Raw genomic sequence first — 16,926 nt, 5'->3', positions numbered from 1 at the left:
CAAAAATTTCAATATTTCACAGTACAACATAAATCTTTGCTTCGCAATCGCTAACGATTGTGAGGAATTGTATTTTAGACAAACCACCAGCAATTGTGGGATGTAATCATCAGTTTTTTTTATTTCTTTCAGGACATAGAGCCTCTTCGAAATAGCAACCCAGACGGGTAACTTATGGTTGGCGTTTCAGTCGGTTTTAAGCGCTAACCTTTCTGCTTTGAAAAATACACCCTCATAATATACCAACAGATTATTTTCATCTATAACATAAAAATTCTGCCCGATAAAATCTCCTTCTGTTAAAACAGACACTGCCAAAAATTCCTTTTCTTTCATGCCCAGTTCTGATGCCTGAATTCCAAAGTCCTCTGAAAATTGATCTGCAGAATAAGTTTCCTCACTATAGCTTGTACTCATTGTATTTCCATTCCATGCGAAAGAGACGGGAGCATAACTTAATTCATTTCCTATTACTTCCTCTATTTCTTCCTGTGACATGGCATATACCTGGGCTGTTCCAACACATTTAACGATGGAGTAATCACCATAATAAATCGCTTCTTCTCCCATTTCCTTTTGATATTTCGTTATTCCCTCCATTGCGGAATCAATGGTATCATTATAAAAATATTTGTTCAGGTATTCGCTTATATTGCTGTCAATAAGAAACTCTTTTTTCCCATCTTCTTGCGTGTAAGCCCTGATTTGCTTATAGCTATCCTCTTTATTCGGCCCAGTCTGAGGCGCATATTCGTTGATAATAATAATATCCCTTTTACCATCCTTATTATAATCTTTAAAAGCAACTGCAATAACTTTTTTAAAGGTCTGTCCGGTACATAGATTATCCTCTGTTATACCTGGAAAGTGATAGATAATATCCTTCCCGCTCAATAGCCTGAACTGTACATCCCCATCCCCGTTCTCATTTGCCACAGGCAGAAAAGACGCAAAGGTCACATTCCCCCAGCTGTCTAATTCAATATCAAAGGATTGCTCCTTAATCTGTTCTTCCAAGATGTCCGCACTCAAATTGCCTTGCGTAGCATCCTCTTCGGATTTCGGCTCACTCACTGTATTATTTATATTATCCTCTGTTTTTGCGTCAGCTTGTTCCACTGCTGCCTGGTTTTCCTTTATTGATTTCTCATAGCTGCAGCCAGTCATCACGATACATGTACTTAATAAAAATATAGCTATCTTCTTTTTCATGTTTTCTTTCACCATTTCCTTTTAATCATTCAAATTTCAGGCATTTTTCTAACACCTCAGCCCTATTAATACGGGGAATTTCATGTAATAATCAATAAATTCCTCACCTATTTTCGATAAAATTTAGTTTTCAAGAAGCAATCTAGCAAAATCTGAAAGGAATTATATCCATATTATAACATAAAAACAGCTTTCACTGGCACATATATTTCCTTTTTCTTTTATAAAGAGTAGATAAATACAGAGTATAAACTTTGTACACTGCCTTTTTGTAGTCTGGAACGGGACAGCGAAGCAGCTACCATAATGGATAAATTGCTTTATATTTTGATGAACTCTAAGTTTGATTTTTCATTTAAAACTTGCCATTAAAACTTTCCATAAAAAGAAGATTTTTAACTCATCAATTTGAGTTAAAAATCCTCTGAATTTTAACGATTACGCCAAACACAATGTGATTAGTTTTCATATTCCGTATTAATGGATTAAGGTTACAAGGTGCTCTTCTATTATTTTAGCAAGAATCGGACCTTTCAATTAAAAAATAGACAAGAAATAGTTTAAATATGGTATAATTTACCATGAAATCTAATATCCAAGCTTTTCATGAATTAATATAACTTCATACTCACTCCCTGTAGGTTTCTCCCATAGTACAGAAAAATTTCTGCATATTCTCTGTGGACTTTTACAATCATAACATTTATCACCCTTTATCGCACATGGCGTTTTTACGCCTAAACGTTTGGCATTAAGGGGTGCGGCGATATTTCTTGCTCTATCTAAGGCCTCTTCATAACTTGAAGCTATTTTATTTTCACCAACAATGAAATAAACTTTATCATGTCCAAAACTGATTGCTGATACACGATTTCCAGTATTATCTATATTGATGATTTCTCCTGTTTCAGCAATTCCATTTACCGAGGAAATATATAAATCGGACAGATTTGCTCTCTTTCTTGCTTCCATGACACTCATATTTTCAGGTAATCGCATATGCCAATACACATCATTGCGAGACACCAGTGCATCATACAGGTTCATTTCTTCTACAGTAACCGAACCTCCAATTCCAATAGTTCTATCACTCAGTTGATTAGCTAAATACTTAGTTGCTTCTTCTGCATCATTAAATTCACTTACGGTATATCCTAGGGATTCTAGATTATTTATGAGTTTTGTAAATTCCATTGCGGTACTCCTTTTGGTATTAGTTTTTTATTACAATCTTAGATTCAACTCTTCTAAGTTAATCAAATCAGCAAGCGGACTGATATCACTTATTTTAATTTGATACAGCGACAATGTTCTAAGGTTTATTAAAGCTTTCAGATAGCTGATATCTGTTATGTCATTTAGACCCAAATCCAAGCTTTCCAGATTAGTTAAATCTGATATAGCGGAAAAATCCCCGTTTTTAATTTCTACTTCCCATAAGATTAATTCTTTTATTTCTCAAGACACTCAAATCAGGAACTTTAACCCGGCTAAGTGACAGAGATTCTAAATTAGTAAGAGACTCTAAATCATTCATATTGATAATTTCATTATAAAACCCACATTATGCGATGTTTCTTTATTATAAAACAAAACTCCTCACTGGTTTATGGAAAAATTGTATTGTCGGGAAGCAATCAACCATCTGCCTGAAAGGAGTTGCTACAGTATTATGATACCATACAAACAGTTTCCTTAGTAGTAAATTTCACCAATTTTCAAAGAAAATTTATTTATAAATTAATAAATATGAATTCCTTGATCAACCAGTAATACTGGAAGGAATAGATTGGCTTTAGTCTCCAGGCAAAGTACAATAAATATAACTTGTTGAACGACAAGATCCTTGATGAAGGGCCTGCTGCAAAACTGTTTCTCATAATGTCGTTTCCTTCTTTTTTATAGGCTTATGAACCTAAAATAGCCTTCTATGATTTATTAATTTATCATAAAAGGCTATTTTTGTTCTTATTGATAGGGATTTGTCTAAGATTCATTAATAATAAATAAATCTGCTTCGCATCAAACTTATATTCACAATCTAGTTATTTCTTTACCGGTCTGATATACTTAAAAAAACGTTCTGGATCGTGATACATGTAAATAATTCTCCCGGGGGAAGTATCAAAACAATAATCCGTGCCTGCAAAGTCAAAAGTTGACATAGCCGTCTCTATCTTTTCCTCCACACTGCGATTTTCCTGCTCGTAATTGAACGGTCCATGTTCAAAGACAATATAATCGGCTTCGGGAATATCAATCAAAAGCATTTGTTGTGGTACCTCACCTTGATAATCAGCGGGAAGTCGTACACCATAACACTCTATCCTTGGAATACCCCAATTGCAGAGTCTGCCCTCCGGGTTATTGATGTATGCCATAATCTGGCCGCTGCTGCTGTTAACTTCTGTTCCTCCATTGTCATCCAGTTTCCCCTTGATGCTATCCAGTAAGCCGCAGATAGTTTCGCAGTCCTGTCCTGGAATTAGACTTTGCTTTTGCCAAAAGTCCCAATATCCATTGCTTTCATAGTTCCTTATATGAAGGAACTTATGTGCTGGAATGGTTACAAAGTAAATTTTTACATCATCCTTCGATTTCATCATACCAATCTCTCCAAATCCATAAAAGTAGCGGTCGAAAGGGCTAATTTTTGTACGAAGAATAACAGGCTCAGGGTTTTTACGGTATTCACTTGGTGTCACACCATAAATCCCCTTGAAAGCTCTTGTAAAAGCCTCGTGGGATGAAAATCCATAATCAAAAGCAAGATCCAAAAGACTCTTTTCACTGTCTCTCACTTCTTTGAGCGCAAAGGCCAATTTTCTATGCCGCAGATAATCCCGAAACTGCATACCCGATATTTCCTTAAATTTTCTGGTAGTATGAAATTCAGAATAACTCAGTTTGCGGGAAAGAAACCGCAGTGTCAGCGCTTCATTGTAATGATGCCTGATACACTCGTCAATCTCATCAACAATTATTTGAATCTGCTTGTGCCATTCGTACATTTGGCTTTCACCTCGTTTCAACTACTCTGCTTTTATTATAAAGAAACAGAACGATGACCGCTTGATTTTACTTGCTCATCTTATCCTATTTATTTTGGTAAGGTAATCCGGATAAATTTGAATTTAACGATCTAATTCAATGGTGTAGATCAATTGCGTACTACATCTCATTCCCTCGCAAACTCCCATTTATAAAGAATTCATTCGCTTATTAAACCCCAAGCTACTAATTATGTATAGGTTGTATTATTTTTGCTTCATTCCAAAAGCAATCCACCGCCCGTCTATATCCTCTAATACAAATTCCATATTATTATAATCTGTCAAATGCAGCGGGCGAACAATTTTTGCTCCTTTATTTATAAATTCCTCTTGTAATGCTTCTTGATTGTCTGTAATAAAATAAGAATCTTCCCCATAACCGTATAGTTCCCTGTTCGTGTGAACTTTTTCCTTGTTTGCTTTGGTCAATACTATTTCCACGTTATCACGGTAAAGACAGATGTGGGGCTCTTTTACATCTAAATAGCTTACAATTCGAAAACCCATTACTTCGTTATAATACTTTGCAGTTCTTTCGATATTCGGTGTAGGAAACACCGCGAGTATTGAATGCAGAATTTTTTCCATAAATAATATCTCCTTATAAACCAAACATATTTTACTTTATATAAGTTTTAAGATTATATAAACTCAATAGGTAGAATCATTGTCAAACACAGACTGTGTTAAATGTACCATTAAATAAGACAAAATTAAACTCTTTTTCTATTTTGTGTGATCAACTACCTCGAAGGTAAATACAACAGGGTTTACAACATTTTCATTAAGAGGGGACACATCAACTGACTTTATCTTCATCTGTATTCCCAATGCTTTTTGATATTCATATAATCGTCCGCCAGCGCATCTTTCAAAATATGTTTCGACAGATGCCGGATATTTAAACTTTCCTTTTGGCGCATGCTTGTAATATCCATGGCTACAGGCAAAATTAACTGTGATTGTACCATCATCATTCAAGACTGCTGCTCTGCCAAAGGTTTTCTTAAATAGTTCCAGCCTTTCGGCAAGAGGTTTTTCTGCGTGTTCAAGTGCAAAAGCCTTACGTTCTTTGTCATATCCAGTACCGTTGCAGCTTCCGTTATGCTCAAACAACCGGAAACGCTGCTCCTTTGTGAGATGTTCTTCCATTGCTTTTATGAATTTCCCCTCGCATTCCTCGCCCTTATATGTTTGAACAATATGCTCAAACAAAGGCAATATATCCTTGGAAATTCCGTTTTTCTGCATTTGCATTGCTTTTAACATAGTTTTCATTTAACAAACTCCTTCTTCTTTCCAAATCTGCATCTATGGACGTCGCAGTGGTCTATCGTACTCCCTTGTACAGACAAATACAATTTGAACTTTTTGTAATTAAATAACATAAAACAGGAAGAATTAAACATCCCTGATACTGTCAACGTATCCATATAATGTATTACATTTACAATAATACTAAATTTGCAAAACAAAGTCAAACAAATGTTCGTTTCCGTTGTGGAATATCCTTAAATATAGGATGAACCAACCTGTTGTTTCTGTTCATCCGCTATTTTAGTTATAAGGTCTTCGAATTCACCTAATTTGTCTGGTTTGACCTGAAATATTTTTACCTCAGAAAAAGAATCTTTCATCGATCTTATCTCCATATAATTTATTAGCTAATTGTACATTTCTGTACGACCTATTTAACCCGACTGCATAAACCAAATCTCTATAATAGTGATTGCCGCTTAGTTACTTGCAATATTCGTTATTTATTTCATTCGTTTTTCGAAGCATGGCTCTATCATAACACTTCCAGATTTCAAAATAACACTCTTTTCTCAGCAGGTAATTCGGATTCATTTGTATTGCCAACTGGTCAAAAGCAATAGAGGCCTGATAAAGCTTCTCTGCAATTTTGCTAAATACTTCATCATATTTACAATAAGGGCATTTGTTCTCCTGATCTTGGAGGTATTGCAAGGTATCTCGGTACCCATACCGATGAATATTCGTTTTGTACTCTTTATCCCTTAACATCATTTGCAGAACCAGAGTTTCATTGATATTCATGTTTGCTAAATGGTCAGCAATAAGATAATCGTCACGATAGAGCTTTGCCAAAGCCTGAATCTGTACAAACCAAAATCTATCAGCAGTTTCTAAAAGAAAATCCTTACTATTATCTTCTTCAAAAGTATCAGCGGACGCTCCTTTCTGAGTAATCACAGCTACTGCATCATCTTGTATTAATTCAAAGCCCAAATCGTAACGCATGCCATTTCTTAAAATTATTCGGTATAATTGGTGCTCCTTTACATAATCAAGACCCAAATAGTTGCTTTTGGTGATTCCGTACTTTAACAGTATCTTTTGATATGTAGCAGGTGAAATTGTATCATAAGGGGATATTTTTACTAATATGGTAAGATCAATATCACTCAATACATCGTGATAGCACAGCTCTGCTGCCTCTGCAATACTATTTTGTATTATCTTGCTATTATCTGATTTATTGATAACAATATCTCTGATTTTTACAGAATATGTTTCTGTATTAGCAAACCCTCGCTTGATTAGTTTTTGCAGCTCTTGTGTAATAATACTTTGATTTATTTCCATTAAGAAATCCCCCATTTATTTACATAGGCAATATAGTAGAATAAGGCTTAGCTTAACTATACCATTTACTGGATAATATTACAAATACGACTCTATTTATCCCATGGAATTTATAAATATACTGTCAGGTATAACAGCCAATAAGATTCGGAAGGAAATAACTATGTCTGTTTGCACGAAAGAATCTTTTCTATAACTGTCAAAATTTATGAAGAAAGTAATTTTCCTCTGGTTCTAAACAAAATATTTCTGAAAGGCTGTGGAGTTTAATAATATCGCCGATATTCCATCATATAATTAAATAGTAATTTTTATGGAGAAACAAGTATGATTATACATGTCGTACAATTGGGTGATACTCTTACGTCTATAGCCGAAAGTTACGGTATCCCTATAGACAGTTTAATAATTAATAATGGAATACAAAATCCAAATAACCTGATTGAAGGACAATGTATCGTTATTGTGTATCCCCAAGTTACCTATATCGTTCAAGAGGGAGATACACTGGCTGGGATTGCCTCTGTAAATAATACATCTATTATAGAATTATTAAGAAATAACCCTTTCCTGTCTGACAGAGAATTTTTATATCCAGGTGAAACTTTGGTTATTCGTTACGGCGATAAAAAAGGAAAGATAACCACTAACGGTTATGCCAATCCATTTATTGATATGGCTGTATTAAGAAAAACCTTACCCTTTCTTACTTTTCTGACTATCTTCGGGTATAGGCTTACAAGAAATGCTGATGTAATTGAACCTGATGATGAAGAGATATTACAGCTAACAAGAGCCTATAAAGTAGCTCCTTTGATGCTGATATCTTCTTTATCCTTTGAAGGTGTTGGAAGTGAAGAAGACGTTTACCATATTCTTTTTAGCGAGGAAAATGTAAAAAGATATGCCGCAAATATTTTGGCCGTACTGAAAAGAAAAGGCTTTTATGGTGTAAGCTTTATACTATCATACATAACAGGTGATATTGTAGGAATCTATAATAGATTTGCCAAGATAATGGCAGAAAGTTTGAATAGTGAAGGATATGCAGTTTTTATTTCCATTTCACCGGTAACGGATATAGAAAATAACGTAATAGCATTTGAAAGAATTGATTATTCAGAGATTGCGAAAGAGGCAACTCAGATGGTTATTATGAACTATAATTGGGGGTATTATTTTGGACCGCCAACCCCTGTTGCCTCTATAAGTACGTTACAGCTATTTATAGATTATTTAATAACTTTAATCCCCCGGGATAAGATGAATATTGGGCTGCCGGTAATTGGCTATTCATGGCTGCTTCCATATTTAATCGGTATCACAAGAGCCAATGCTATAACCTATGATGCTGCAATTGAGCTGGCATTGACTACAGGCTCCAAAATACAATTTGATGAAATATCACAAAATCCTCATTTCGAATACTATCTTGGTGTAGAAATTCCCAGAAAATATGTTGTATGGTTTGTTGATGCAAGAACTATCGATGCATTATTAGACCTTGTAATTATAAATAATTTCCCTGGTATCTCAATCTGGAATATCATGACGTATTTTACACAGTTGTGGCTGGTCATTAATTCACAATATGATATTGAAACTATAATCGATTAACCTATGTAGTCCAAATATACATGCTCTTTTGCAAATGGTTTAAATGTATAATAAATAGTAGCGTTAGTACAATAATCACATTATTTAATAACCATAACCCACTTGTTATCCTCTTTAAAATAGATTAATTTCACATACATAATGGTGTCCTGATTCATTATGGTACAGTCGTATTCTAATGAAGACAACCCTGAATAATTTTTGTTTTCCATATAATTGACCCTGATATTTCTGATACTTTGTATTTCACCATTCACATCCATGTATTTTATCATAAAAGGGGTAGTCATTCCTTTGCTTGTGAACCAGCAGGCACAGGCAATTTCTATCCTGGTTCCTTTAATATTCCCCTCATCCGGAGCGTTATTATTTATACCTATACCAAAACATGACATATAGCTGAACTCCTTAATTATTACTGATTTTTAATTTACTGTAGTCCACGGTTCTTTTCTCCCTGGTTATTCCTCCTGACATATGATCAATGGGACTTTGAAGGAACACGGCTCTTTGTACAGTATCAATTCCATATCTTTTCCTCAGAGTATCAACCATTAAATCTGCGTACTCAAGCTTCTCATAATCTTCCGCATCAAAGATACACAATTGCCTTCCGGTGTTATAATCTTTGATTCTGGAGGTATGAATACCAAGATGCCTTATGGGTGTACCATCCCATAGCTCATCAAAAAGCATACAGGTAATTTTGTGAATTTCTTTGGTTATATTTGTTGCAGTCATTAAAACCGTTTGATGGGAACCGTAATTAAAGTTGTAATCTTTTATTCCAACTGAGATAACTTCTGCTTTCACATTATCTTTTCTTAACCTGGCTGATACAGTTTCCGCCAGAGCAAGGAGAACCAGCTTCGCATCCTCCGCTTTGGTAACATCATGCGGTATCGTTGTACTGTTTCCATAACCTTTATTGACCGGAGGGGTGGATTGAACTCCTGACAGATCGATTCCATTTGCAAAAGCCCAAATCACTTCGCCGTGTTTCTTCATATGACTTTTTAATATACCGGGATCTGTATTTGCCAATTCGCCTATCGTCTTAATGCCAAGGTTAAATAACTTCCTGCTGGTTGCTCTTCCTACAAAGAAAAGCTCTGATACCGGCAAAGGCCACATTTTATCTTTGATTTCCTCAGGAAAAAGGGTATGCACTTTATCCGGCTTCTTAAAGTCTGAAGCCATTTTAGCCAGTATTTTATTATTTGAAATACCGATGTTAACAGTAAAGCCAAGTTCTCTTCTGATTTGGTCCTTTATATAGTGAGCAATTTCAAGAGGAGCTCCCCATAATCCCATTGTGCCGGTCATATCAACAAAAGCTTCATCTATTGAATATTGTTCAATATCAGGTGAATACCTGCGCAGTATCTTGATAAAAGCAGCCGATGAACTTTCATACAAATTATAGTTGGGCGGAACAAGGATAAGCTCAGGACATTTCTGTAAAGCTTCTAAGATGCTCTCGCCTGTTTTAATCCCATAGGCTTTGGCAGAAATGGATTTTGCCAGTATAATACCATGTCTTTTACTTATATCTCCCCCTACCGCAGATATCTGCTCTCTTAAATCTTCCCTGCTGCCTAAACGATTTATACGATACACTGCTTCCCAGCTTAAAAATGCTGAATTCACATCTATATGAAATATTATTTTTTCCATTTGTGCCTCCGCTAAGAACATATGTTTGGATATACTATAACAAACAAATGTTCTTGTGTAAAGCGGTAATATCTGTAACAAGTAAAGGGAAAGAGTAAATTCCCGCTTGCAGGACTAAGGGGGTGCGGAAGTTATCTTTACACTCCTTTTTTATATAATTAAAACACAGTTAGTTACCTGAACACTTAACAGCTACTTTGATTCCTTATTGAAAAGGGGGTAAATAATCATAAATATAGGTTCGTAGTTAATTAGCCAGCTTATAACTTTCCTTGGCTATAGGATATTTCTTTATAAAAGCACTTGTTCGATACTTTGCATCTCTTTTGTGATTCTTAAAGTCTCTGTCATTCTTCAGAAAATAGTCATAAGTTAATATCTGTTCACCAGTATTCGTGATAGGATCATCCCAGGTCAAGTCCAGATTATACCACTTTTTATTAATTTTAACTATATTCCAGGAATGAGAGCCGCCATTTGCCATACCGGTTATGATCCTGTTTTCTATACCGGCATCAGTTAATAAACGATAGGCTGCAAGAGAATAACCATCACATACGGCTGTTTGGTCGATTAAGACATTGTAAGCAGTATGGTTATCCAGGGATTCATCATAAGCCGTCTTATTAATAATGTAATCATGTATTTTTTTAACCTTTGTATCGTCACTTTTATCAGTGAGTTTCAGGGCTTTAATCACTCGTTTAATCTCTGCATCCAGTTCTTTCTCCTGCTTTAAGGTTGTCCTGTATGTTGTACTGAAATTCAGCAGGGCAGTCTTACCATTGGTGTACCACTGCCAATGAGAAGTCCATTGGCTTACTGAAAATCGAAGGTAATCGCCATCCTTGGAAGTACTTTTATCGTCTATTGCAGCCGCTTTATTCAGCAGATCTGTATTTTTACCAATTTTATTCATTACCTCAATATTCATCTCAATCGAAAACTGCTCCTTATGAGCCAGCAGATTCTTTCTGATAATACGGTAAACTTGATCTTGTGATGTATAGGTTTGGGCATCAGCCGTTACGGGGGGGAGCATTATAAAAATGCAAATGATTACCAGTAAAATTTTCTTTGACATAATTGCCTCCCTTGCTAGTTGCTTTTCTCAAAGCTGCAGCTTGTTGTATTCATAAATATTCTGTGATCATAGCATCTAACGTGTTGTAATGTATTTTTTAAACGGCAATGATCAGTTCAAAACAATGATCAGTTCAAAAGGATTTAAGCTTCTACTTATATTTCGTAATTTTATTGATTTTTCATAACCATAATTTTGATAGTAATATAACGATGTATTTTCCCTGCATATTTTAATCTCTGCCAGACCAGACTTTTGCCACAGACTCTGCCACCTTGGGTACTATACCAGGAGTACATTTTTGGCTCTAAAACGGTTTCAGTTTATCAGGCAGTCCATTTGAAAACTCCCTTGAGTATGGATTCATAAAAGGCTTTGAGTCCGGACTTTTGTACTGAATATTTGTTCTGTTAATCTGATAAAACTAATATTTATTTATAAATAAACTATTTTAGTTCAATATAAATAAAACGAATAAATACATTGAAATATACCTTTTCCCATGTTATTCTATAATAAAATATATAACAGACAACAAGAGATACTATACAGATATATTCTAGTTTAAATTATTTTATATTATAGTATATCAATCAAATTTCAAGGATACATATTACATAATCAAAATATTACATAATAATTTGGATTTACAAAATATTGCTAATAATCTGTTGATTCGTATTTGCACCCAGTATCTTGTTACTGTTTTTATTTGTAAATTTACGCCAAAGGAGAAGGCTATGAGAAAGGAACTTATAAGATTTAGCATTATTTCTATATTTACTTCTGTTCTGCTGTTAAGTGGCTGCAAGAACAAAGACAATGGGAATGAGGCAGTTACGCAAGAACCACAGCAACCGGTCACAACGGAGACTCAAACTACAGCAACGCCTGCACCCACTGAAATTGCCGAAGCATTGGAACCGGCAGAGATAGCTGATGTCACTTATACCAGAGTATCTGTTCATGATCCTTCTGTTATTAAAACAGATGGCAGCTATTATATATTTGGTTCTCATATGGCATGGGCTAAAAGTGATGATTTAATGCACTGGTCAACTTATAAGAACAATATTAATTCAGATTACAATAAGTTATTGGGTGATCTTTGGAAAGACTACTGCAGAACGGATTCCAATCCGAATTTAAATGGTAATTTATGGGCACCCGATGTGATATACAATGAAACCATGAAAAAATACTGCCTCTATATGAGTGTTAATGGTGATGACTGGAACTCCGTTATCGCTCTTTTGACAGCGGATAAAATAGAAGGTCCTTATGAGTATGCAGGAGCAGTTGTTTATTCCGGTTTTAACACCACCTCACATCCCGTTGAAAAAACGGATGTCTACAAGGTTTTAGGAAACAAGGCAGACCTATCCAGATATCAATCAATAAATGACACGAAAATTAATGCTATCGATCCTAATCTGAGATATGATGACGAAGGAAATCTTTGGATGAGTTTCGGTTCCTGGTTTGGGGGAATCTATATGCTTAAATTAGATGCCGAAACCGGATTAAGAGATTATACCTATACCTATGCCACGGAAAAGAATGTATCAGATGAGTATTATGGTTATAAAATAGCAGGTGGAAATGCGGTATCCGGTGAAGGTCCTTACATATTAAAAGCCGGGGATTATTATTATCTTTTTGTATCCTATGGCGGGCTGAGCGCTGAAGATGGTTATCAGATAAGAGTGTTCCGTTCTAAAGATATTACCGGTCCATATGTGGATCAGAACGGTGAATCAGCTGTATATAAAAGGAATATGAACAATCTTACTTCCAAAATTGGCATCAGATTAATGGGCAGCTATCAGCTTTCAGGTAATTATGATACCCACGTTGCACAAGGACATAATTCAGTCTTTACGGATGATGATGGCAAAATCTTATTAGTGTACCATACTCGTTTTGCAGGTGGTAAAAATGGAATAAAAGAAGCACATCAAGTTCGTGTTCAGCAGCTTTTTATAAATGAAGATAACTGGCTGATTGCAGCACCTTATGAATATTCTGGCGAAACACTGGCCGAAAGCGGCTATTCGAAAGAAGAAATGACTGGAAGCTATGAGTTCATAGTGCACACGCCCAATACCTTTTATCATGATTACGGTTCTATTGTAGCAGGAATTGCAGAGAATAAGAATATTTCACTAAAAGAGGACGGTTCAGTTTCCGGAGATTTAACAGGAACCTGGCGTTATAAAGAAGGAACCGCCGATATGTCAATTATCATTGATGGGGTTGAATATAGAGGAAAATTTATTAAACAGGCAACGGAAAATAAACATAGAATCGTTATGACTTTTACAGCCTTAGGCGAAAATGTGTGTGTCTGGGGAAGTAAGAAATAATTATTTAATATTAACGCAAGAACAGAATGTTAATTTGCTTAAAGTGACATTATTCATTCTGCTCTTGTGTTATTTTTTGATCACGGCTGCTTTTATAATATTTTATTTCGTATTAATAGCTTTTTTTGCCCAAAGTGAATCTTTGAGTATAGCTCTTCCAACTCCAATTAAGTCTGCCTGTCCGGTAGCAAGCAGTTCTTCTGCAACTGCTCCCTCTACAATACCACCTGTTAATATAACCGGTATAGATACTGCATCTTTAATGGGTTTTGTTAGTTCTGCAAAATACCCCTGTTCTTTTATTTGAGGGTTTATGAAACCACAGAAACCGCCACTGATATCCAGAAGATCTATCCCGGCTGTTTCAAACATAACAGCAGCTTTCACACTATCTGCCTTTGTGCTTCCGCCCTCCATGTAATCGCAGGCACCTAAACGTAAGGCAATGATAAACTCATCTCCTACATTTTTACGAATGGATTCTATGATTTCCAGATGAAAACGGACTCTTCCTTCTAAAGTAGAACCGTTATACTCATCCTTTCTCTTATTCGTCAGAGGTGAATAGAATTGGTTCAGTAGATATCCATGTGCTGAATGAATTTCAACACCATCAAAACCAGCTTCTTTTGCATACATTGCGGAGTTTGTAAAGTCCTTAACAATGTTTTTAATATCATCCTTACTTAATTCATGTGGTATATCAAATTTTTCAGATAAACGAATGGTACTGGCTCTTACCGTTGCTTTACCGGTTATTTCTGAAGAGGTCTGGCATCCGGCATGATTGATCTGAGCAATCACTTTTGTACCATTATTATGAATAATCGAAACAAGTTGACTAAGTCCCTTAATACAAGACTCATCTGCTATAGAAAGTTGTCCAAGACTTGCTTTTCCTTCTGAACTTATATATGCATGCTCCGTAATAATCAGACCAAATTGGCCATCCTGTGATTTTTCATCGTAATAGGCGCACAATTCCTGGCTTACTGCTCCATTATCAGATTTGGCTGAAGCCATTGGCGGCATTACCAATCGATTACCCAGGGATATCCCTTTCATTGTTAGTGGTTGACTGATATGTAACATTTTATATCCTCCAGTTCAAATAATGTCAATAAGTAGTAAGGATAAATTAACCCTCCTAGATAAATGTACCACAAGAGCGTCATTTTAAACAGTATGCACTTTTATGTATGGTGTATTTACTTGCTCAGAAAAGTGAGAATTTCATCCAGTTGATAATCCTTGCTCTTCAAATCAATAAATTTGTACGGCAGTAACTCATTTAAAATTCTATTTTCCAATTTTATTCTTCTATTAAAATGGCTTATGACATCTTCAAAATTATTCATACCATGAGACTTTCCATAGGGTGATTGCTTTAAATAGCCCAGCATGAGAGTATACCATACTTCATCACCCTGATTATTAGTACGCTCTTTTCGAATATGTTCAAGGCTTTCTATGATGTCATCACAGATAAATCGTATTATTAGTAAATCATCCGTGTTAATATCCGATACCAGTTCCTGGTAAAAATCTAAAATTTTATCATCACAGTACTCAGCATATAACATCAACTCTTCAATTATATTTTGGAAAAAGGCACATTCAAAAATATTCCCTGTCCCTTTAAAATTGCGGTATCTTTTTTTAACAATACCTTTAAACTCATCGATACTTCTTCGGCCGCCATATATTTCATACTTCTCCATGTAACGATAAAACGCATGATTATCTCCATGCAATCTAGTATAAGGAATGATATAATAACCCTCTTCTTGGACGGAATTTATATCTATTATATTTCTAAATTGAGGCCAATCTTCCTGCAATTTCTTATATTGGGTTATTGACAGGTAAGAACACCATGCCAAGTCAACAGGTGATATCTCTCCTTCCCGATAGAACTTATACTCAGGCAATTTTTCCTGAAGCTTCCCTAGTAAGGTACTCTTCCCGCTGCCAGGAATTCCTTCAATAAATATATTTTTCATACTATTTTTCCTTATTTAAAATTCTAAATGATATAACTCTGGGCTTCCCTGCCCAGCGATGCTTGCGGTGCGGCGTGCTTCGGATCTGTTCGGAACAACTTTGTGGCTTGCTCAAACACACTATATTACGGTATTAAAAATTGCCTTTTTAAGGAGGAAAGCTATTCTTATTTATCAATGAAAGGCACATATAAATTCTTCATACTTGACACCTCCGGGGATTCTTTTCCCGATTCTCTGCTGTCTCCAGCTAATACCATGGAGCCATCTGCTCTTAAACCAATAGAAAAATAATCTCCTGCCTGTATTGCTACAATATCCGACCATTCATTAATATCCATTGCACCATAGGGATTGTTACCAACTGCAACAACGGTTCCATCTCTTTTTAATCCAAGCGTACAGAACCTGCTGGTTGATATGGCTATAATGTCTTTCCAGTCTTCTACATTGCCTTCCCCATAATTGTTTAGACCTGTAGCAATTACAGTGCCGTCATCTTTTAACCCTATTAGGGAGGTGGAGGCTGAGAGTGCAACAATATCCTGCCAGTCTGACGTATCCAAGGAGCCGTAATAATTATAATTATCAACCAGTACACTTCCGTCTGCTCTTAAGCCTGCCACATAGCTTCTGCCATCTGCTATTGCAGTTATATTAGACCAGCCATTTAACTTGTCCAGTCCATTGTTAAAAAAAGGATACGCAGCATATACGAATCCCTCCTTATCAAGAGCAACGGCAGACTGAGGATAAAAAGTCTGAAAAGCAGTGATATCTTTCCAGGAGGCAACAGCAGTCACAATGTCTGCCATCGCACTTGTTGAGACTGCAGCAGACTTTCGCAAATTTTCAGCAGTTGTCGTACTGGTTGTAATTATTTTTCCTTCTTCTGTAAGCCCCTCCAGAGAATCGCCTCCGTGAAAAGAGAGAGCTTTTATATTCTGCCACGAATCGGATGAAGCGTATTCTTTATCATTGCCATTATAAGCTATTCTTACTTTTCCATCCGGCGTTATTGCAGCAGCAGCCCATATACCATTAGCTATGTAAGATCCATTTATGACATACTGCAATTGATGGATGATATCCTTAGATTCTTTATAGTTATTTAGTTTTCTTAAAATACCAATTGCTTGCGGATATTTCTTTTCTTCAATTTTAGTAAAAGCCAGTTTGTATTTTATACTTTTATTTATGTTCTTATATACTGGACCAAAGCCTGCAATAGCAATTGACAGAATAATTATTATTCCTATGTACACTCTCTTTTTCATATGAAACACCACTCCATAGATATTCCC

14 protein-coding genes are annotated in these 16,926 nt (G+C 35.6%); 2 read left to right on the top strand and 12 right to left on the bottom strand.

Going from position 1 to position 16,926, the window contains the following annotated elements; genetic code table 11:
• Nucleotides 1-186: 186 nt before the first annotated feature.
• From R2R35_RS00885 to R2R35_RS00860, 6 genes are all read right to left on the bottom strand, one after another.
• Complete coding sequence (locus tag R2R35_RS00885) at nt 187-1,212, bottom strand: hypothetical protein (protein WP_317732618.1); 1,026 nt, start codon at nt 1,210-1,212, stop codon at nt 187-189.
• 588 nt (nt 1,213-1,800) lie between these two features.
• Entirely contained in the window at nt 1,801-2,406 is a 606-nt protein-coding gene (locus R2R35_RS00880; protein ID WP_317732617.1) for a lactate utilization protein, read from the bottom strand.
• Between the two features lie 851 nt (nt 2,407-3,257).
• Entirely contained in the window at nt 3,258-4,223 is a 966-nt protein-coding gene (locus R2R35_RS00875; RefSeq protein ID WP_317732616.1) for a helix-turn-helix transcriptional regulator, read from the bottom strand.
• A gap of 246 nt (nt 4,224-4,469) precedes the next feature.
• Entirely contained in the window at nt 4,470-4,853 is a 384-nt protein-coding gene (locus R2R35_RS00870; protein WP_317732615.1) for a VOC family protein, read from the bottom strand.
• Nucleotides 4,854-4,991: 138 nt separating this feature from the next.
• Nucleotides 4,992-5,543 (bottom strand): hypothetical protein, encoded by a 552-nt coding sequence (locus R2R35_RS00865; protein ID WP_317732614.1) that lies wholly within the window; start codon nt 5,541-5,543, stop codon nt 4,992-4,994.
• A gap of 462 nt (nt 5,544-6,005) precedes the next feature.
• Nucleotides 6,006-6,875 (bottom strand): hypothetical protein, encoded by an 870-nt coding sequence (locus R2R35_RS00860; protein ID WP_317732613.1) that lies wholly within the window; start codon nt 6,873-6,875, stop codon nt 6,006-6,008.
• A gap of 327 nt (nt 6,876-7,202) precedes the next feature.
• On the opposite strand from R2R35_RS00860, the gene R2R35_RS00855 reads away from it, so the two are divergent.
• Complete coding sequence (locus tag R2R35_RS00855; protein WP_317732612.1) at nt 7,203-8,492, top strand: LysM peptidoglycan-binding domain-containing protein; 1,290 nt, start codon at nt 7,203-7,205, stop codon at nt 8,490-8,492.
• Nucleotides 8,493-8,572: 80 nt separating this feature from the next.
• Here R2R35_RS00855 and R2R35_RS00850 read toward each other — a convergent pair whose 3' ends face one another.
• The 3 genes from R2R35_RS00850 to R2R35_RS00840 form a co-directional block, all read right to left on the bottom strand.
• Nucleotides 8,573-8,887, bottom strand: a complete 315-nt coding sequence (locus tag R2R35_RS00850) for a thioredoxin family protein (RefSeq protein WP_317732611.1) — start codon at nt 8,885-8,887, stop codon at nt 8,573-8,575.
• A gap of 13 nt (nt 8,888-8,900) precedes the next feature.
• A complete protein-coding gene (locus R2R35_RS00845) occupies nt 8,901-10,169 on the bottom strand; it encodes a DNA polymerase Y family protein (protein ID WP_317732610.1) in 1,269 nt (422 codons plus the stop codon).
• A 247-nt stretch (nt 10,170-10,416) separates the two neighbouring features.
• A complete protein-coding gene (locus tag R2R35_RS00840) occupies nt 10,417-11,253 on the bottom strand; it encodes a transglutaminase domain-containing protein (RefSeq protein WP_317732609.1) in 837 nt (278 codons plus the stop codon).
• Between the two features lie 740 nt (nt 11,254-11,993).
• Here R2R35_RS00840 and R2R35_RS00835 point away from each other — a divergent pair.
• Nucleotides 11,994-13,619 (top strand): glycoside hydrolase family 43 protein, encoded by a 1,626-nt coding sequence (locus R2R35_RS00835; RefSeq protein ID WP_317732608.1) that lies wholly within the window; start codon nt 11,994-11,996, stop codon nt 13,617-13,619.
• Between the two features lie 102 nt (nt 13,620-13,721).
• Here the strand turns inward: R2R35_RS00835 and R2R35_RS00830 are convergent, their stop codons facing one another.
• From R2R35_RS00830 to R2R35_RS00820, 3 genes are all read right to left on the bottom strand, one after another.
• The gene (locus tag R2R35_RS00830; RefSeq protein ID WP_317732607.1) at nt 13,722-14,711 is read right to left on the bottom strand and encodes an NADH:flavin oxidoreductase; all 990 of its coding nucleotides are present in this window, start codon (nt 14,709-14,711) and stop codon (nt 13,722-13,724) included.
• 116 nt (nt 14,712-14,827) lie between these two features.
• Nucleotides 14,828-15,622 (bottom strand): hypothetical protein, encoded by a 795-nt coding sequence (locus R2R35_RS00825; protein WP_317732606.1) that lies wholly within the window; start codon nt 15,620-15,622, stop codon nt 14,828-14,830.
• A gap of 167 nt (nt 15,623-15,789) precedes the next feature.
• Entirely contained in the window at nt 15,790-16,899 is a 1,110-nt protein-coding gene (locus R2R35_RS00820) for a hypothetical protein (RefSeq protein ID WP_317732605.1), read from the bottom strand.
• Between the last annotated feature and the right edge of the window lie 27 nt (nt 16,900-16,926).

Origin of the sequence: Anaerocolumna sp. AGMB13020 (assembly GCF_033100115.1) — a bacterium.
Taxonomy (GTDB): domain Bacteria; phylum Bacillota; class Clostridia; order Lachnospirales; family Lachnospiraceae; genus Anaerocolumna.
This window is presented reverse-complemented; position numbering and strand designations above follow the sequence as displayed.